Source organism: Bacillus sp. (in: firmicutes), assembly GCF_031983925.1.
Classification (GTDB): domain Bacteria; phylum Bacillota; class Bacilli; order Bacillales; family Bacillaceae_G; genus Bacillus_A; species Bacillus_A pacificus.
This window is the reverse complement of record NZ_DALYZR010000002.1, coordinates 688,390-707,332: the sequence shown is the minus strand read 5'-3', so window position 1 is coordinate 707,332 and position 18,943 is coordinate 688,390. Positions and strand designations below refer to the sequence as shown.

The 18,943-nt window shown below is 36.5% G+C and carries 23 protein-coding genes; 18 read left to right on the top strand and 5 right to left on the bottom strand.

Annotation, left to right across the window (positions count from 1 at the left end; genetic code table 11):
• Positions 1-10 precede the first annotated feature (10 nt).
• The 3 genes from RTP99_RS09620 to corA all read left to right on the top strand — a co-directional run bounded on the left by RTP99_RS09620 (position 11) and on the right by corA (position 3,169).
• On the top strand, positions 11-832 hold the full coding sequence (locus RTP99_RS09620; protein WP_001078446.1) for a purine-nucleoside phosphorylase: 822 nt from the start codon (positions 11-13) through the stop codon (positions 830-832).
• A gap of 7 nt (positions 833-839) precedes the next feature.
• Positions 840-2,144: a pyrimidine-nucleoside phosphorylase gene (locus RTP99_RS09615; RefSeq protein WP_001243085.1), complete on the top strand. Its 1,305-nt coding sequence runs from the start codon at positions 840-842 to the stop codon at positions 2,142-2,144.
• Between the two features lie 62 nt (positions 2,145-2,206).
• The gene (gene corA / locus RTP99_RS09610) at positions 2,207-3,169 is read left to right on the top strand and encodes a magnesium/cobalt transporter CorA (protein ID WP_001998197.1); all 963 of its coding nucleotides are present in this window, start codon (positions 2,207-2,209) and stop codon (positions 3,167-3,169) included.
• 34 nt (positions 3,170-3,203) lie between these two features.
• Here the strand turns inward: corA and RTP99_RS09605 are convergent, their stop codons facing one another.
• A complete protein-coding gene (locus RTP99_RS09605) occupies positions 3,204-4,493 on the bottom strand; it encodes an NCS2 family permease (RefSeq protein ID WP_000676252.1) in 1,290 nt (429 codons plus the stop codon).
• A gap of 134 nt (positions 4,494-4,627) precedes the next feature.
• Positions 4,628-5,299: an SIMPL domain-containing protein gene (locus RTP99_RS09600; RefSeq protein ID WP_001161446.1), complete on the bottom strand. Its 672-nt coding sequence runs from the start codon at positions 5,297-5,299 to the stop codon at positions 4,628-4,630.
• Positions 5,300-5,457: 158 nt separating this feature from the next.
• Here RTP99_RS09600 and RTP99_RS09595 point away from each other — a divergent pair, with 158 nt between their 5' ends.
• Positions 5,458-5,877 carry a MarR family winged helix-turn-helix transcriptional regulator gene (locus tag RTP99_RS09595; RefSeq protein ID WP_001003309.1) on the top strand — a complete coding sequence of 140 codons (420 nt, stop codon included), beginning with the start codon at positions 5,458-5,460 and terminating at the stop codon, positions 5,875-5,877.
• Between the two features lie 102 nt (positions 5,878-5,979).
• Positions 5,980-6,525, top strand: coding sequence for a hypothetical protein (locus tag RTP99_RS09590; RefSeq protein WP_000820924.1), 546 nt, complete (start codon positions 5,980-5,982; stop codon positions 6,523-6,525).
• Positions 6,526-6,621: 96 nt separating this feature from the next.
• Here RTP99_RS09590 and RTP99_RS09585 read toward each other — a convergent pair whose 3' ends face one another.
• The 3 genes from RTP99_RS09585 to RTP99_RS09575 are packed head-to-tail and all read right to left on the bottom strand — an operon-like array spanning position 6,622 to position 8,966.
• Complete coding sequence (locus RTP99_RS09585; RefSeq protein ID WP_000468515.1) at positions 6,622-7,710, bottom strand: ABC-2 transporter permease; 1,089 nt, start codon at positions 7,708-7,710, stop codon at positions 6,622-6,624.
• Positions 7,700-8,581, bottom strand: coding sequence for an ABC transporter ATP-binding protein (locus RTP99_RS09580; protein ID WP_000922106.1), 882 nt, complete (start codon positions 8,579-8,581; stop codon positions 7,700-7,702). Before RTP99_RS09580 ends, RTP99_RS09585 begins: the two co-directional genes overlap by 11 nt.
• A complete protein-coding gene (locus RTP99_RS09575; protein ID WP_000548039.1) occupies positions 8,547-8,966 on the bottom strand; it encodes a GntR family transcriptional regulator in 420 nt (139 codons plus the stop codon). Before RTP99_RS09575 ends, RTP99_RS09580 begins: the two co-directional genes overlap by 35 nt.
• A 166-nt stretch (positions 8,967-9,132) precedes the next feature.
• On the opposite strand from RTP99_RS09575, the gene dacF reads away from it, so the two are divergent.
• From dacF to spoVAF, 13 genes are all read left to right on the top strand, one after another.
• Positions 9,133-10,323 (top strand): serine-type D-Ala-D-Ala carboxypeptidase DacF, encoded by a 1,191-nt coding sequence (dacF, locus tag RTP99_RS09570; RefSeq protein WP_000831992.1) that lies wholly within the window; start codon positions 9,133-9,135, stop codon positions 10,321-10,323.
• A gap of 170 nt (positions 10,324-10,493) precedes the next feature.
• Complete coding sequence (spoIIAA, locus tag RTP99_RS09565; protein ID WP_000059133.1) at positions 10,494-10,844, top strand: anti-sigma F factor antagonist; 351 nt, start codon at positions 10,494-10,496, stop codon at positions 10,842-10,844.
• Entirely contained in the window at positions 10,845-11,285 is a 441-nt protein-coding gene (spoIIAB, locus tag RTP99_RS09560) for an anti-sigma F factor (protein WP_001243400.1), read from the top strand. It abuts the gene before it with no gap.
• A gap of 12 nt (positions 11,286-11,297) precedes the next feature.
• The gene (gene sigF / locus RTP99_RS09555; protein WP_000350729.1) at positions 11,298-12,056 is read left to right on the top strand and encodes an RNA polymerase sporulation sigma factor SigF; all 759 of its coding nucleotides are present in this window, start codon (positions 11,298-11,300) and stop codon (positions 12,054-12,056) included.
• 137 nt (positions 12,057-12,193) lie between these two features.
• A complete protein-coding gene (locus RTP99_RS09550) occupies positions 12,194-13,720 on the top strand; it encodes a sodium-dependent transporter (protein WP_000450067.1) in 1,527 nt (508 codons plus the stop codon).
• The gene (locus RTP99_RS09545) at positions 13,720-13,818 is read left to right on the top strand and encodes a methionine/alanine import family NSS transporter small subunit (protein ID WP_000016826.1); all 99 of its coding nucleotides are present in this window, start codon (positions 13,720-13,722) and stop codon (positions 13,816-13,818) included. The genes RTP99_RS09550 and RTP99_RS09545 overlap by 1 nt, the downstream gene beginning before the upstream one ends.
• Before the next feature lie 116 nt (positions 13,819-13,934).
• Positions 13,935-14,555, top strand: a complete 621-nt coding sequence (gene spoVAA / locus RTP99_RS09540; RefSeq protein WP_000438354.1) for a stage V sporulation protein SpoVAA — start codon at positions 13,935-13,937, stop codon at positions 14,553-14,555.
• On the top strand, positions 14,548-14,964 hold the full coding sequence (gene spoVAB / locus RTP99_RS09535; RefSeq protein ID WP_000572932.1) for a stage V sporulation protein SpoVAB: 417 nt from the start codon (positions 14,548-14,550) through the stop codon (positions 14,962-14,964). The genes spoVAA and spoVAB overlap by 8 nt, the downstream gene beginning before the upstream one ends.
• A 14-nt stretch (positions 14,965-14,978) precedes the next feature.
• The gene (gene spoVAC, locus RTP99_RS09530) at positions 14,979-15,437 is read left to right on the top strand and encodes a stage V sporulation protein AC (protein WP_000147736.1); all 459 of its coding nucleotides are present in this window, start codon (positions 14,979-14,981) and stop codon (positions 15,435-15,437) included.
• Positions 15,438-15,450: 13 nt separating this feature from the next.
• A complete protein-coding gene (gene spoVAD / locus RTP99_RS09525) occupies positions 15,451-16,467 on the top strand; it encodes a stage V sporulation protein AD (protein WP_001241152.1) in 1,017 nt (338 codons plus the stop codon).
• 3 nt (positions 16,468-16,470) lie between these two features.
• Positions 16,471-16,821 carry a stage V sporulation protein AE gene (gene spoVAE / locus RTP99_RS09520; protein WP_000345905.1) on the top strand — a complete coding sequence of 117 codons (351 nt, stop codon included), beginning with the start codon at positions 16,471-16,473 and terminating at the stop codon, positions 16,819-16,821.
• Positions 16,822-16,826: 5 nt separating this feature from the next.
• Complete coding sequence (gene spoVAEA, locus RTP99_RS09515) at positions 16,827-17,396, top strand: stage V sporulation protein SpoVABEA (protein ID WP_001254414.1); 570 nt, start codon at positions 16,827-16,829, stop codon at positions 17,394-17,396.
• The gene (gene spoVAF, locus RTP99_RS09510) at positions 17,383-18,855 is read left to right on the top strand and encodes a spore germination protein SpoVAF (protein ID WP_000165588.1); all 1,473 of its coding nucleotides are present in this window, start codon (positions 17,383-17,385) and stop codon (positions 18,853-18,855) included. The genes spoVAEA and spoVAF overlap by 14 nt, the downstream gene beginning before the upstream one ends.
• Positions 18,856-18,943 lie beyond the last annotated feature (88 nt).

The following is an 18,943-nucleotide window of genomic DNA, read 5'->3' as shown; positions in this document are numbered from 1 at the left end:
GGATAAACAAATGAATCGTGAACTTATTACAAAATCAGCTTCATACTTAAAAGAGAAATTTCAAGAGACACCACAAGTAGGACTAATCCTTGGATCTGGACTAGGTGTATTAGCAGATGAAATCGAGAACGCAGTAACAGTACCTTACAGTGAAATCCCTGAATTCCCAGTTTCAACTGTAGAAGGCCATGCAGGTCAACTAGTATTCGGTACACTTCAAGGTGTAACGGTAGTAGCAATGCAAGGACGTTTCCACTTCTATGAAGGATACGATATGCAAAAAGTAACATTCCCAGTTCGTGTTATGAAAGAACTAGGGGTAGAAACAGTTGTTGTAACAAATGCAGCTGGTGGTGTAAATACATCATTCGAACCAGGCGATCTTATGTTAATTTCAGATCACATTAACTTCATGGGTACAAATCCATTAATCGGACCAAATGATTCTGAAATGGGTGTACGTTTCCCTGATATGTCTACATCATATACAGTAGAGCTTCGCGAAATGGCGAAACAAGTTGCAGCAGACTTAAATATTAAAGTACAAGAAGGTGTATACGTTGGAATGACAGGTCCTGTATATGAAACACCTGCTGAAATTCGTATGCTTCGTACACTTGGCGGAGATGCAGTTGGTATGTCAACGGTACCTGAAGTAATTGTAGCGCGTCATGCTGGTATGAAAGTACTTGGTATTTCTTGTATTTCAAATATGGCAGCTGGTATTTTAGATCAGCCACTTCACCACGATGAAGTAATCGAAACGACAGAACGTGTTAAAGCTAACTTCTTAGCATTAGTAAAAGCAATCGTAAAACAAATGAAGGGGTGACCTCACAATGAGAATGGTGGACCTAATTGCAAAAAAACGTGACGGACATGCATTAACGACAGAAGAAATTAACTTTATTGTTGAAGGATATACAAATGGTGATATTCCTGATTATCAAGTAAGTTCACTTGCAATGGCAATTTTCTTCCAAAATATGAACGATCAAGAGCGTGCAGATTTAACGATGGCAATGGTAAATAGCGGTGATACAATCGACTTATCAGCTATTGAAGGAGTAAAAGTAGATAAGCACTCGACAGGTGGCGTTGGTGATACAACAACACTTGTATTAGGTCCATTAGTAGCCGCTTTAGGTGTACCGGTTGCAAAAATGTCTGGACGTGGTCTAGGACATACTGGTGGTACAATTGATAAATTAGAAGCAGTTCCAGGATTCCATGTTGAAATCGAAAATGATGAATTCATGCGTCTTGTAAATGAAAATAAAATCGCAGTTATTGGTCAAAGTGGAAACTTAACACCTGCGGATAAAAAATTGTATGCACTTCGTGATGTAACGGCAACAGTAAACTCAATTCCGCTTATTGCAAGCTCAATTATGAGTAAAAAAATTGCTGCTGGTGCAGATGCAATTGTTCTTGATGTAAAAACTGGAGCAGGTGCATTTATGAAAACAGATGAAGATGCAAAACGTTTAGCAGAAGCAATGGTACGCATTGGTAATAACGTTGGTCGTAATACGATGGCTGTTATTTCTGATATGAGTCAACCACTTGGTGAGGCTATTGGTAACGCACTTGAAGTACAAGAAGCAATTGATACGTTACAAGGTAAAGGACCGAAAGATTTAGAAGAGTTATGTTTAACGCTTGGAAGTCAAATGGTATACCTTGCTGGACAAGCTTCATCTCTAGAAGATGCACGTGAGAAATTAATTGAAGTAATGAACAACGGTAAGGCGCTAGAATCATTTAAAACGTTCTTATCAGCGCAAGGCGGCGATGCATCTGTTGTTGATGATCCTTCTAAATTACCACAAGCACAATTTAAAATTGAAGTGGAAGCGAAGGAAGACGGTTATGTATCAGAAATCGTTGCAGATGAAATCGGAACAGCAGCAATGCTTTTAGGAGCAGGACGTGCGACGAAGGAATCTGAAATTGATTTAGCTGTTGGCTTAATGCTTCGTAAAAAAGTAGGGGACAGCGTGAAAAAAGGTGAATCCCTTGTTACCATTTACGCAAACCGTGAAAATGTAGAAGACGTAAAAGCAAAAATTTATGAGAACATGAAGATCTCTAAAGAGCATGTAGATGCACCAACATTAGTGCACGGCATCGTTACTGAATAATAAAGAAGGGCCAGGGAGTATTTCTCCTTGGCTTTTTTTACTATTTTTTGTTTATAATAATAATGGGTGAAAATATGATTAGAATTTGTGCAATAACAAAAACAGATGAAGTATTATATGATGTTTCGCTAGAGGAAACAAAGAAAGACCATATTGTATGGTATTGGCTAGATTTATATAAGCCAACGAAAGAAGAGTATACATACATTTTGCAAGATCATTTTAAGTTCCATCCCCTTGCAATTGAAGACTGCATAGAATATGTACAGAGGCCAAAAGTTGATTTTTATGATGGATATAACTTTTTAGTTCTTCATGCATTTGGTGAGGATGGATTAGAACCGCACGAGATTGATTTATTTATTAGTGATCGTTATATTGTTTCTTTCCACTTTTCTCATAACAATGCAATTGAAAGAGTATGGAAAACGCTTGGAGAAAAGAAGCGTATTAAAAATAGTCCTTTACACGTAGCGCATACAATTATCGATCAAATTGTAGATGACTATTTTGCGCCTGTATATTACATTGAGGATCATTTAAATGCAATTGATGATAATTTAACGGGTGAAACGGCAGGAAGTGTACTAGAAGAAGTATTTGATATACGTGCAGATTTATCGAAGTTAAGACGTACAATTATTCCGATGCGTGATTTATTGTATCGCATTTTAAATTCGACTCGTTTTTACGGTATAAGTGATCATGAAATTTATTTTAAAGATATACATGATCATTTGCTTAAACTGACCGAAATGATTGAAGCAAGCCGGGAGTTAACAGCAGATATTCGAGATAGCTATTTTTCATTAAACTCGCATCATATGAATAACATTATGAAAACATTAACTGTATTCTCGACTATTTTCATGCCATTAACATTTATTGCGGGAGTATATGGAATGAACTTTACACATATGCCAGAGCTCGGTGGACAATATAGTTATTTTATTTGTTTACTTATTATGGCACTAATTGGCGGCGGCATGATGGCTTGGTTTTATAAAAAAGGATGGTTTAAATAAAAAACACCGAGGGAAAATTCCTCGGTGTTTTTACTTAACCAATAGCATGTAATACGAACATGGCTAAGAATAAGCATGTAATGATATACATAGACGGTGCGACTTCTTTACGCTTTCCAAGAGCAACTTTTAAGATAGGATAAGCAATAAATCCGAACGCAATGCCATCAGCGATACTATATGTGAGCGGGATCATGACGATAATTAAGAACGCTGGAAATCCTTCTGAAAAATCGTTCAGAGGAATTTGTTGAATGCTTGTAATCATCAGGCCGCCAATAATAATTAAGATTGGTGCAATGGCACTATCAGGAATTAGTTTGACAAACGGAAGTGCAAACAGTGAGGCAAAGAATAACAACCCTGTAACGATAGACGTCAGACCTGTCTTTCCGCCTGCAGTAATACCTGCGGCACTCTCTACTGTTGATACGGTAGGGCTTGTGCCAAATAGACCACATGTCATTGCTGAAATTGCATTGGCTTGGTAAGCACGTGGGAATTTACGGTCATCTTCTAATAAACCGTGCAGAAGTCCCATGTTCTCAAAAATAAGCACCATGCTTAAGGAGAATGTTGCAATCCAAAATGGTAAGGAAGAAAGTTTGCCAAATGACATAGCCCCAAACACATCGCCGTAACTCGCGAATGAGAATGAACTCTTTCCGATTTGACTTGTATCAACAAGGCCAAACAGCCATGCAATACCAGTTCCTATTGCAATCGTCCATAAAAAGTTTCCACGTACGTTACGAATAAATAATATGAGTGCAACGATAAGAGTAAGCACGGTCGCAAGAACGACAGGGCTACTTAATTTACCCATTGCAACAGCAGTATTTGGATTCGAAACGACTAAACCACCTTTTTGCAATCCGATAAATGCTAAAAATAATCCGATGCCGACAGTGATAGCTTCCTTTAGTGACTTTGGAATCGATACTGAAAGCACGCGAGCGATTGGTGTAAACGCAGCAATTGCAAAAATAATACCAGAGATGAAGACAGCTGCTAATGCTTCCTGCCAAGTTAATCCGAGCGTATGCACAGCAGTGTACGTGAAGAATGCATTTACACCCATACCAGGGACAAGAATAGCAGGTGCATTTGCCCAAAATGCCATGAGCAGACATCCGACAAATGAACTGAAAACAGTTGCTAAAATTCCAGCTTCAAGAGGAATGCCAGCATCGGATAAAATGGATGCATTTACAATCATAATATATACGATCGTAAAAAATGACGTAACTCCAGCTAAAACTTCTTGTTTTGGTGATGTTTCGTGTAAACCTAATTTAAATGTTCTTTCAAGTATTCCTTTCATGTTAAACCTTCTTTTTCATATCCCTCTCCCACCCGTGATATCTCTTTTGTAAGAGCTCACCGTCCTTTATTATATCAGAACATCATGTTTTTACAACAAGGAAAATGATAACGTTTACTTATAAATGAAATTATTTATAAATACGTAAAAATCGCTCGTATTGTAGAAATGATCTCTAATTCTCCCGATTGAATGGGAGGAGCTGCTTGTGCATGTAAAGCAGCATAGGATGCAACTTCCCGTGGTAATTGAGCAGATTCTTCAACGAATGAGAGTGGAACAGGATTAATGTTTAAATTGTATGTACTCGCAATAGCACGAGCTTTTTCTACCGCTTGTTGCAGAGCTTGAATGAGAGCTTGCTCATAATATTTATTTGGGTGAGATATTCTAAAACGTAATCCTTTTGCTACGTTTGCTCCATTTGAAACGGCTATATCATATACTTCCCCTGCTTTTTGTACATTTAAAACGGTAATTTCATACAAATGTTCCACACGATATCCTTGTAGTAATGCTTTATCATTTATATATTCGTATTGAGGCGTAATCGTATATGAAATGGTTTCTATATTTTTTTCAGCGATACCTAGTTGTTTCAGTGCATCTAATAATTGTTTTGATTGCACTGCATTTTCTTCTTGTGCCTGTTTTACATTTTTATGATCTGTACGAATACCGATTGTTAATATAACGACATTTGGTTTTGCTTTCACAACGCCTTCACCTTGCACCGTAATGGTAGCTTCTTTACCAGTATTTGCTGTACGTACGTTGTGTAAATAAGGGTTCATTCCACCTTGCATCTTCCATCACCATCCTTTTTATATGTATATGTGTGAACAAAAAAGAAATTTGTATGAAAAAGTTACATAAATGGGAATGTTAAAGAAAGAAAGCATATACAACGAGGGTATTTATAGATTATAATATGTGTAAATATGATAAAAAAGGGACGAGGCTAGTGAACGAAAAAAGAGAAACATTGATTTTAGAGTTATCCGGATCATTTAGAAAGATGATACGTTTATTACAAAATGATATTAATACACGTTTTGCAGAACATATGCCATATAATGAATTTTCTGTATTACGCGCATTATTTTTAAAAAGTCCACAGATGGCTTCGCAAATTGCGAGTGAAGTAAACGTAACCTCCAGTCATATTACAGCTGTTACTGATCGTCTCGTACGAAAAGGGTTTGTAGAAAGAAAACGTTCAAATTCAGACCGTCGTATCGTGTACTTAGAAATTACAGAACACGGAAGAGAAGTAACTGAAAAACTTGAAGCTGTGCGTAAAGAGTATTATAAAGAGAGATTTAAAGGTTGGAGCGACCAAGAAATAGAAATGGTGTTAGAGCTATTTGGCCGCGTATTATAATAAATGAGGATAGGGAGCGACAGCTTTCCTATCCTTTTTCTTTTGAATAAAAATATTTTGAAACTCCAATACTTTAATTAAAAAGAATCGGAGTGGAAAATTATGAAACGTATCTGTACGCTTTTCATTATGATGGGAAGCTTTTTCGGCTTTCATCAATTCGTAGATGCCGCTACGCCTCTTCAAGTCGTTCAAAAAGAATTACAACATATTTCAAATAAGCAACCTGTTTTATATTCAAAACTATGGATTCGTTCAATGCAGAATGCGATTTTATTTCATCATAGTGATAACATTCGGCACGAAGATACGATCAGTAATATAAAGAAGTCTTCTCTTGTAAAAGTAAAACAGCTTCCACTTCAGAAAGCATCACAATACATCCCAAGATTATCACAATATATTTCTAAGTTTGAGGCTGAGAATGTACAAGTGTATTATGTTGCAGCGCGTTATGAAGTAAAAAAAGAAAATCCGTATCAATTAAATGGAATGAATTATTTTATGCAAGTGTTTATTCAACAAGGTGGAGAATGGAGAATTGCTGAAAGCATAGTTGCTCCAACAGATCAAATTGTGGCAAATGGTGACGGGTTTGGAACGAAGCAAGAAAAAGAGTATGGGAAAAGAAGAGAGAATGTGAAATAACCTCTTTATTTGGATCAGGATATAAAAAAAGCATTGCTCTTGTGCAATGCTTTTTTTTATTTGGTTCATATAACAGTTAAATAATTCATGGCATATTTATTTCCCTGCAAAAGCAAATTTCAATTTTAATAGACGTGTAAAAATGAAGTAACTTATGGTAGCGAATAGGAAAAATCCAACATAATAAGACAGAAGTGCATCTCGTCCGCCTAATATTCTACCACCAAGTAGTCCGAAGCATAGAACAGTGCAAATTATGAACCATTTTTGCAAGTTAGGAAACAATAGTATTTTTCCACTTTGTTCGTTCGGTGTACGTGTGTATAGAAAGGTTGCTATTGATAAAAAGGTAATGATGTAAGAAAATGGTGTTAATAGTGTCCAAGGAGAAGGTACAGAAATACGCTCCGTAGGATTGTCCTGTGATACACTGGGAAGTTTATTGCCATAGTCATCAAATGTTTCTATCGGGTGGTAATCATAAGTAATAGAAAAATATTCTAATGGTGAAATGATACCTATATGTTGTAAGTACTCATGAGTATGGTACTCTATTTCTCCCATTGCATCTACAGACCATTGTGTGTGTGAATAAATGAATCCGGAAATTAACAATCCAAAACCGTATGGTAAAAATAATAGAATGATAGTTAAAATACTTTGAGAAAATATATGTCCAGTAATAGTCCCGATAAATAAGGCGAATGTATAAATAGCGATAAGTACAACGGTAGCATATAGAAAGTAACTATAGAACGGAGCAAAGGTTTGATACTCATTGTGAAACGACATGTTCTTTATTCCGTACATGCTAATCAAGCAAATAATTTGTACTGTAATAATATTCAAAACACCAAGCCACCATTTTGTTAAAAAAATATCCTTTCGTTTAAAAGGCATCGAGAATAGAAAATCATTTGATTGATTATTACGTTCCCATCCAATTAAAAGACAAGCGAGTGCAATTAGAGTAGCTCCTTGAAAGAAGACGGCACCATCAGATGTCTGAAAATAGTAGGAGTAGTAATATGTATAGTCACCAAACTTCATTTTTGATAGTTTTAGTTGCGTTTGCGCTTCTTGATAATATTTATAAGGTAGTTGATATAAACTAGTTAACCAAAATAATAGAATTATATATTTTCCTTGCTTCCATTGCCTCATCCATAAAGCTTTATGAAACATGTGAATCCTCCTCAAATGTAGTGATAAAAATATCTTCAAGCGACATTGTTAATTCTTCAATGAGCAGTGGTTGTTCTTTGTAAAACTTTTCCAGTGTTGTAGCCACATTTCCCTCAATTAAGATTGTATATACTTTTCCTGTTTGATTTAATATTTTAATATTGCTTAAGTTTTCTAGTTTTTGAGGTAGTGAACGTTCATAAGCTACTTGGATTTTAGCAAATTGTGATTTTGCATCGTCTAGTGATGTAATAGAAGCTATAGTATGGCCTTTTAATATAATAATTGTATCTGCAATTTGTTCCACTTCATCTAAATGGTGAGTTGAGATGAAAATGGTAATTTCTTTTTCTGCAACTTCTCCAACGAGAAATTGGAGGATCTGCCGTTTAACGATAGGATCAAGCCCATTTGTCGGTTCATCTAAAATGATATATTCTGCCTTTGTAGAAACCGCTAAAATGATAGCAAGCAGTGCTTTCATTCCTTTTGAATAACTACGAATTCGTTTGTTTGGTAAGTTAAAACGTTCTAACAGTTCATAGAAATATGCTTCATCAAATGCGGCATAAACTGATTTATAAAACTTTACAATTTCTTTTACCGTATAGCCGTTCAGTATGTTAGTAGAATCCGGAACATATACGATTTTTTGTTTCGTTTCAGGATTCTTATGAATGTCGGTATCCTCATATGTAACACATCCTTCATCAGGGTCTAAAATGCCGACCATCGTTCGTAATAAAGTTGTTTTCCCCGCACCGTTTCTTCCGAGTAATCCGATGATATTTCCTCTTTGCAATGTGAAAGAAACATCGTCTAAAATTGTTTGATTATCAATTGTCTTCTTCAAGTTTGTCACTTTCAGCATTCGCATTTCCTCCAATCTCTTTATAGTATGAATCTATCCAATCATGAATTTTATCTTTCGTAACACCAAGATAAGAGGCTTCTAATAGTAATTGATGAAATTGCTTTTCAACCATAGCGATTTTCCTTTCGTCTAATGTTGGGGTAATCGATTGGGATACAAATGTTCCTTTTCCTCGTAATGTTTCAATAATCCCTTGTCGCTCTAACTCTTGATACGCTTTACTCACTGTATTTGGATTTATAACGAGTAAAGAAGCGAGTTCCCGTACAGAAGGTAGTTTGTCACTTGGAGCTAACATGTTCTTTAATACGAGTTCTTTTATATTTTGAACAATTTGTTCCCATATCGGAGTGTTGCTTCTTGGATCAAGTTGAATATGCAAGAGCAATGTCTCCTTTCTGACTTGTATTAAGTGTACTACTATGTGTAATACACTTAATACAATAAAGGTGATGAATGTGTTTGTCAACTGAAAATGTTAGAAAAATATGGTATTAAAAAACAGTGAATTGGAAAAAATAGGTTTGATATAGAATGGAGGGTTAGTCATGAAGCGAGTTTTTGGAATACTTGTTTGTTTCATGTTATTGCTTTCTGGTACTTCAGTTAGTTTCGCACAATCTGAGAAGACGAAGCAGGAGAAAACAGAAGAAACAACACCGAAGTTAGCGGAACAAGCGTCATCAGCAATTGTAATTGAACAAGATACAGGTAAAGTTTTGTTTGATAAAAATCCAAATGAGAAGTTACCACCTGCTAGTATGACGAAGATTATGACAATGCTATTAATTATGGAACAAGTTGAAAAAGGAAAACTAAAACTGACCGATAAAGTGAGAGCAAGTGAGCATGCAGCTTCAATGGGTGGATCACAAATCTTTTTAGAGCCTGGAGAAGAGATGACCGTAAATGAAATGCTAAAGGGTATTGCAATTGCATCTGGAAATGATGCGTCTGTTGCAGTAGCGGAGCATATCGCTGGTTCAGAAGAAGGTTTTGTAAATATGATGAACAAAAAAGCGAAAGATTTAGGACTGAAAAATACTCATTTTCAAAATCCGACAGGTCTTCCGGCTAAAGATCATTATTCCACAGCAAATGATATGGCTATAATGGCGAAAGAATTGATGAAGTACCCACTTATTCGCAAATACACAGGAAAATACGAAGACTATTTACGTGAAGATACAGATAAGAAGTTTTGGCTCGTTAATACGAATAAGTTAGTGCGTTTTTATCCTGGAGTAGATGGTGTAAAAACGGGCTTTACGACAGAAGCAAAATATTGTTTAACAGCATCGGCTGAAAAGAATGGGATGCGTGTTATTTCAGTTGTTATGGGAGCACCTACATCAAAAGAACGGAACAATCAAGTAACGAAGCTTCTTGACTACGCATTTGGTCAATATATGACAAAGAAATTGTATACACGAGGCGAAAAAATTAAGACTGTCCAAGTAGGAAAAGGGAAGAAAGAAAAAGTAGATTTAGTTGCGTCAGACAATGTATCTCTTCTTATGAAGAAGGGCGAAAATATGGACAAGGTAAAGCAAGAAGTAATTGCTGAAAAGAAAGTGAAAGCGCCGATTAAAAAGGGCGATGCACTTGGTACACTTGTTATTAAAAAAGATAAAGATGTTTTATTAAAACAAACAATTGTAGCAAAAGAAGATGTTGCTGCAGCGAGCTGGTGGGAGTTATTTAAAAGAAGTTTTGGGATGTTTTCAACATCAAAATAGCGGCAAACATTTTGCCGCTTTTCTATTCGTATGTAAGTAAATAATTGCTGAATGGTTTCACTTTATGGCGAAATAGTTCTTCTTTTGTCAGTAAGAAGGATTCTTATGTTGTATCACGAAAATCTTTATGTATGTAAATGAGTAAAGTTTGAGCATAAGGAGGAAATCGTGTGAGTCTTTCCATGCAATTAGAAGTAAAACGTGACGTCCTATGTGTGAGGCTAGCGGGTGAATTAGATCATCATACTGCTGAAGAGTTGCGAACGAAAGTAACAGATATGATTGAGACACATGGTGTTCATCATATTGTTTTGAGCCTAGAGAACTTATCGTTTATGGATAGTTCTGGTTTAGGTGTTATATTAGGCCGATATAAGCATGTAAAGGGATTAGGTGGAGAAATGGTTGTTTGTGCAATTTCACCGCCTGTTAAACGTTTATTTGAAATGTCGGGCTTATTTAAAATTGTTCGCTTAGAAGAAAGTGAAGCGCATGCGCTCGCGACGTTGGGGGTGGCATAAATGAGAAATGAAATGAACCTTCAATTTTCAGCATTAAGTCAAAATGAATCGTTCGCTCGCGTTACAGTAGCTGCTTTCATTGCACAACTAGATCCTACGATGGAAGAACTTACAGAGATTAAAACAGTTGTGTCAGAAGCGGTTACGAATGCAATTATTCATGGGTACGAAGGAAATGCAGAAGGTGTTGTTTATATTTCTGTAATTTTGGAAGAAGCAATGGTGAAACTCACGATTCGAGATGAAGGGATTGGCATCTTTAATTTAGATGAAGCGAGACAACCCCTTTTTACAACTAAACCTGAATTAGAGCGTTCCGGAATGGGATTTACTATCATGGAAAATTTTATGGATGAAGTAGAAGTTATTTCAAACGAATCTTTCGGGACAACAATCCATTTGACAAAATACTTATCAAATAGTAACGCTCTATGCAATTAAGGAGAATAGCCTATGGACATAGAGGTCAAAAATGAGAAGAAGAAACCTCAGTTAAAGGACCACGAGCTAAAAGCGTTAATTCAAAAAAGTCAAGATGGAGATCAACAAGCAAGAGATACAATTGTTCAAAGTAATATGCGTCTCGTATGGTCGGTTGTGCAGCGTTTTCTTAATCGCGGATACGAACCAGACGATTTGTTTCAAATTGGATGTATTGGGCTCTTAAAATCGGTAGATAAATTTGATTTATCTTTCGACGTGAAATTTTCAACATATGCAGTTCCCATGATTATTGGCGAAATACAACGATTTTTACGTGATGATGGATCAGTGAAAGTAAGTAGGTCTTTAAAAGAAACAGGAAACAAAATTCGAAAGATGAGAGACGAGCTTTCGAAAGAATTCGGAAGGGCTCCAACGATTAATGAAGTAGCTGAAGCGTTAGAACTAACGCCAGAGGAAGTGGTTCTGGCGCAAGAAGCGAGTCGTGCCCCTTCATCCATACATGAAACGGTGTATGAAAACGACGGAGATCCAATTACTATTTTAGATCAAATTGCAGATCAATCTGAAACGAAATGGTTTGATAAAATTGCTTTAAAAGAAGCAATTAGAGAATTAGATGAGAGAGAGCGTTTAATTGTATATTTACGCTATTATAAAGACCAAACTCAATCAGAAGTAGCAGAGCGAATAGGTATTTCGCAAGTGCAAGTTTCAAGACTTGAAAAGAAAATATTAAAACAGATGAAAGATCGAATAGATGAATAGCTATCTATTCGATCTTTTTTTATGACTTTAATAGGAGGAGATTGTAAACTTTCTTAAAAATTAACAGAATTTATTGATAATTTAGTAAATTTAAAATATAATCCAGTTATGAACTTGTCACAAAGGGGGAAGGAAATATGGAAACGAGGCAACAATGGGGAACGAGGGCTGGATTCATTTTTGCAGCGGTCGGCTCTGCCGTTGGGTTAGGAAATATATGGCGTTTTCCTTATACGGCGTATGAAAATGGAGGAGGCGCATTCTTTTTACCGTACTTATTCGCATTATTAACGACTGGGATTTCATTATTGGCGTTTGAATTTGCTCTTGGGCATCGTCACCGTGGTTCAGCGCCACTTACGTTCTTTCGTATTCATCCGCGTGCTGAATTCATCGGATGGTGGCAAATGTGTGTAACGTTTATCGTTTCAACATATTATGCAGTAATTATTGCTTGGTCTATTTCTTATACGTATTTTGCAATTACTGGCGCATGGGGGAAAGACACGGAATCATTTTTATTTAAAGAGTATTTACATGTTGCAGATAAACCTGGACAGTTTGGAGGGCTCGTACCGGAAGTATTAATTCCACTAGCTCTCGTTTGGATTATTGTGCTTGGTGTTGCTTTTAAAGGAGTTAAAAAAGGAATCGAAGTTGTGAACCGTATTTTCATCCCTTTACTAGTTGTTATGTTCCTTATTATCGTAGTTCGTGCAGTGACGATGGAAGGTGCGATGCAAGGATTAGATGCATTCTTTAAACCAGATTGGAGTCGTATTTTTGACGGAAAAGTATGGCTTGCTGCTTACGGTCAAATCTTCTTTAGCTTATCTTTAGCATTCGGAATTATGATTACGTATTCTAGTTATTTACCGAAAAACTCAGATACAACAAATAACGCTTTTATTACTGGGTTTGCAAACTCAGGATTTGAATTATTAGCAGGGATTGGGGTCTTTGCGGCTCTTGGATTTATGGCAAACAATATGGGAGTACCAGTTGATAAAGTAGCAAGTGCTGGTGTAGGGCTTGCTTTCGTAGTATTCCCGCAAATTATTAATGAATTACCGATGTCATCTTTATTTGGCGTATTATTTTTCTTATCATTAACGGTTGCCGGAATTACATCCCTCATCTCGCTTGCGGAAGTTTGTTTTGCTGCCGTATCTGAAAAGTTTAGCTTAAGCCGCCAGAAAACAATTGGAATTATGGGGACGCTTCTCGTACTCGTTTCTCTTGTTTTTGCGACACGTGGCGGGCTTATGTTCTTAGATGTTGTGGATTACTTCGCTAATAACTTCGGATTAATTACAATTGCTCTAGCGGAAGTAGTTACGATAGGACTCATTTTACGTCGTTTACCGGTTTATCAAAACCACGCAAACTTCGTATCTGATATTAAGTTAGGGACGTTTTGGAGGGTGAGTTTACTCGTTATTACTCCGCTTATGTTAGGGTACATGTTAATTGATGGTACAATCCAAAATATTAAAAAGAACTATGGAGGTTACTCAACGGAGTTTGTCGTAACATATGGTTGGTCAATTGCAGCAGCGTTCCTTATCATTGCGCTAATCATTAGTTTAAAGAAATGGAATGCACAAATACATTCAGATTCTGCTAAGCTTGAAAAAGAATGGAAAGATCGAGGTGTTTCATAATGAGTGGATCGGCGATTATGATGATGGTTATTGGAATAGTAGTCATTTGGGGAGGGCTCGCATTAAGCATTGCAAATTTATTTAAGAAAAAAGCATAAACTAAAAAACATCTGTACCGAAATGGTACAGATGTTTTTTTATGAAAAAATTGTATTAGAAAAAAATTGAATAACCATACTACAACTACGAGGAAGAGTGAAGAGGTGAATGGAAATTGGAACAAACAATTTATATTAAAATGCGTAATCGATTAAAAGTTTCTCCTACATATGAAGTAAAGCTGGGAGATGTTGCTCAACTTGCCGGAGATGCTGCAGTAGTTCAGTCGTTACAGGATGAGGTAATTTATAAAATTACAGCGCGTGATAAAACGCATGTTGTAATTGATGTTATGAAAATAATCGAGATTATTAGGCGAAAAGCTGCTCATATACAAATTAATTTACTCGGTTCTGGACAAACTCTTGTTGAAATTATATATGAAAAAAAGAAAGTACATCCGATTTTTTTCGGACTTGTATGGTTGTTACTTTTCATTGGAGCAGCTCTTGCCATCATATATTTTCATGAAGATGTAAGCATGCAACAAGTGCACCAACGGTTATATTACATGATTACGGGAGAATTTAAGGCGCAACCACTTTTATTTCAAATTCCTTATTCATTAGGTCTTGGGTTAGGTATGGTTTTATTTTTTAATCATGTATTTCAAAAGCGTATTAATGAAGAGCCGAGTCCGTTAGAAGTGGAGATGTTCCAATACCAGCAGTCACTTGACCAATATGTAATTGTTCATGAAAACAAGGATAATATGAAACAACTTACCGATGATTGAGTCTGGATTCGTTATTTTAATTGCTTTAGCAGGAGGAATTGCTGTAGGTAGCGGATATGTTGCATTTTTAGCTGTGCTTGGTATAATCCCTCGTCTAGCTCAATTAACGAGAAGTGGAAAGCACATTCAATATTTTGAGTGGGCAGTTATTGCAGGTACATTAACAGGAGCTTGGTGTAGTTTGAAAAACATTACATTTCAAACGTCGCAATATTGGCTTGTTATATTAGGAATATTTTGTGGCACATTCATTGGAATGCTCGCTGCCGCATTAACAGAAGTGTTAAATGTTTTACCTATTTTAGCGAAGCGAGTAGGGGTAGAGGGGAAGATTGTTGTTTTACTCGTTGCTCTTGTACTTGGAAAAGTAATAGGCTCGTTGTTTCACTGGATTTATTTCGTAAAGTAGGAGGCAATATATAAATGACAGGGCGAAAACTAAAGGACGATTACGTAAATAAAGTGAAGGAATACCATCCGAAGCCAAATTATTTTATAAATTGTGTTAAGGCATTTTTTGTAGGTGGACTCATTTGTACAATCGGAGAAGTATTGATGAAATTTTATATACATTATTTTCATTTTAGTGAACAAGAGGCAGGGAATCCAACCGTCGCAACTCTTGTACTATTATCGGCGATTTTAACAGGTTGTGGTGTATATGATAAAATCGGTCAATTTGCTGGAGCAGGGTCGGCCGTACCTGTTACGGGATTTGCGAATTCTATGGCAAGTGCTGCGCTAGAGCATAAGAGTGAAGGAATTGTGCTTGGGGTTGCTACAAACATGTTTAAGCTAGCGGGAAGTGTAATCGTTTTTGGTGTTGTCGGGGCATACATTATTGGGTTAATAAGATATACTTTTAAAATTTTTATGTCTTAAAGGAGGGGCTAGTATGAGGTTGACAGGAAAACAAACGTGGGTATTTCAAAATGATATTTATGTGAATGCAACCGGTACTGCCGTCGGTCCAAAAGAAGCTGAAGGCCCTCTTGGAAAGGAATTTGATATTTCATATGATGATTTACATTGCGGAGAGGAAAACTGGGAGCTTGCTGAACGAAGATTAATGTCAGATTCTATTCAACAAGTCATGCAAAAAGCAAATGTAGAAACATCACAAATTGATTTCTTTTTAGCGGGTGATTTATTAAATCAAACAGTAACAGCAAATTACGTTGCGCGTAAGTGGGGAATTCCCTTTTTAGGCATGTTTAGTGCTTGTGCGACCTCGATGGAGACTTTAGCGGTCGGATCAGCCTTTATAGACGGTGGATTCGCAAATCGTGTTTTAGCGACGGTAAGTAGTCATAATGCAACAGCTGAAAGACAGTTTCGTTATCCAACAGAGTATGGGGGACAAAAACCAGGAACAGCAAATTCCACTGTTACAGGTGCGGGATCCATATTAATTAGTAAAGAAAAAAGTGCCATTAAAATTACGTCGGCTACGATTGGAAAAGTGCAAGATTTAGGAATTGCGAACCCTTTAGATATGGGATCGGCGATGGCACCGGCTGCGGCTCATACAATTCAGCAGCATTTTGAAGATTTGAAGAGAAGTGCCAATGATTATGATGTGATTGTTACCGGGGATTTATCAGCTATTGGGACACCGATTGCGAAACAACTGTTACTGGAAGAAGGTTATGATATTGGGCATATATATAATGATTGCGGATTAATGATTTATGATTCGGGTCAAGAAGAAGTATTTGCAGGTGGTAGTGGTTGTGCTTGTTCAGCTGTTGTCACATATGGTCATTTATTAAGCGAGATGCAAAAAGGGAATTTACAACGAATTTTTGTCGTTGCTACTGGCGCGTTATTAAGCCCGATGATGATGCAGCAGAAAGAAACAATTCCAACAATTGCACATGGTGTCGTATTTGAGAGAGTGAAGGGAGAGTGAATTGTGGATTTTATATATGCATTTCTTGTAGGAGGCGCTATTTGTCTAGTTGGACAAGTATTGTTAGATTTTGCAAAGTTAACACCAGCTCATTTAATGGCTACCTTTGTGGTGATAGGAGCAGTTTTAGATGGATTTGGATTGTACGATAAGCTTATAAAGTTTGCTGGTGCTGGGGCAACAGTTCCTATTACAAGTTTTGGACATTCCTTATTACACGGGGCAATGCATGCGGCAGAGAAACACGGATATATAGGGATTGGTATGGGTATGTTTAGTTTAACGTCTGCAGGCATTTCTGCAGCGATATTATTTTCATTTTTTATAGCACTTATATGTAAACCGAAAGGATAAATCAAATGAGACGAAGGGTTGTTTTGGTCACAGATGGAGATGAATATGCAAAGCGAACAATTGAGCTTTTAACGAAGGAATTTGGGGGAAGGTGTATTTCAGCATCACAAAGCAATCCAACCAAATTAACAGGGAAGAAAGTTGTTGAGCTTATTATGCAAACGCCATATGACCCTGTATTTGTCATGTTTGATGACAGTGGATTTATTGGAGAAGGATCTGGTGAAAAAGCTTTAAAATATGTAGCCACGCATAAACAAATTGATGTACTTGGGATTTTGGCAGTAGCGTCTAATACACATCATTGGGAATGGGCACGTGTAGATGTAAGCGTGGATCGAAACGGGAATTTAACGGAATATGGCGTTGATAAGTTTGGGCTCCCAGATGGTGAAATTGGCAGAATTAGCGGAGATACAATTTATTGTCTAGATGATTTGAATGTTCCTGTCATTGTTGGAATTGGTGATATTGGTAAGATGTGTGGAAACGATGAATGGGAGAGAGGTTCACCAATTACTAAAAAAGCAATTCAGTTAATTTTGGAAAGGAGTGGGTTTTATGACGAAGCCTAAAAAAATAGATATTCCTATTTCAACTTTCATAAGTGACAATGAAAATTATTTAAAACAAACGGTTGGATTAGGCGTTACATTTGATGTTGGTATTCGTAAATTTCAAATTTTGAATAAAGAAATTGCTGTGTTATTCGTAAATGGACTTTGTGATACAAATTATATCATTCCTATTTTAGAAGAAGCTGTGGATACGAATGAAATAAGGGATGTTGAAGAAGATACAGTAAAGCTTTTAGAGAATCGTTTAATTCATCAGCAAGTAAGTAAAGTGAAAACGATGGATGAAGTAATGGTTCAAGCGTTATCAGGGCTTATTATTATATTTGTGGAGGGTGAAACAGAAGCGTTTGCGATAGATGTTCGTAGCTATCCAGGGCGAACACCGACAGAGCCAGATACCGAAAAAGTAGTGCGCGGTGCGAGAGATGGATTTGTTGAAAATATCGTTGTGAATACAGCATTAATTCGTAGGAGAATTCGAGATCCACGTCTTCGAAACGAAATTATTCGAGTAGGAGATAGATCGCAAACGGATATTTGTATTACATATGTACAAGATGTTGCAAATCAAGATTTAGTAAAGATTATAAAACAAGAATTAAATAACATTGATGTTGATGGCATTACGATGGCGGATAAAACAGTGGAAGAATTTGTTGTAAAGCAAAGCTATAATCCATTCCCGCTTATTCGATATACAGAAAGACCGGATGTAGCAGCCAATCATTTATTAGAAGGACATGTTCTAGTACTTGTTGATACATCACCGAGTGCTATGATTACGCCAACAACATATTTCCATCATTTACAGCATGCAGAAGAGTTTAGACAAAATCCAGCTGTCGGTACATTTTTACGCTGGGTACGCTTTTTAGGTGTTTTATTCTCCTTGTTTTTACTACCATTTTGGTTAGTGTTTGTATTTGATCCAACTCTTTTACCAGAAAATCTTGCTTTTATTGGACCGACTAAGATGACACATTTACCAATTTTATTACAAGTATTAATGGCAGAGGTCGGGCTTGAGTTTTTAAGGATGGCTGCCATTCATACTCCAACGCCGTTATCGTCTGCAGCAGGATTAATTTCCGCTATATTAATTGGTCAAATAGCAATCGATGTAGGTTTGTTTGTACCAGAAGTTATTTTGTATGTAGCAGTTTCTATGATCGGTGCTTATGCAACACCGAGTTATGAATTAGGGCTAGGGAATAAGGTTGGAAAATTATTTGTTATTATTTTAACAGGTCTCTTCCATGAGATGGGCTTTGTAATTGGTATGACGATATTGATTTTATTTTTAACGTCTATAAAAAGTTTGCAAACACCTTATTTATGGCCGTTTTTACCATTTGATTGGGGCGCATTAACAAAAATTCTACTCCGTCCGACGATGTCTAGTTTAAAAGTACGACCAAGTATTGTAAGACCTCAAAATGTAAAAAGACAAAAATAAACGGGATTATACACCCGTTTATTTTTTTAGCAAAAATTTATTGTTTTTTAACAAAAATCAAACATTTTTTGTGTACACTTAGAGTAGA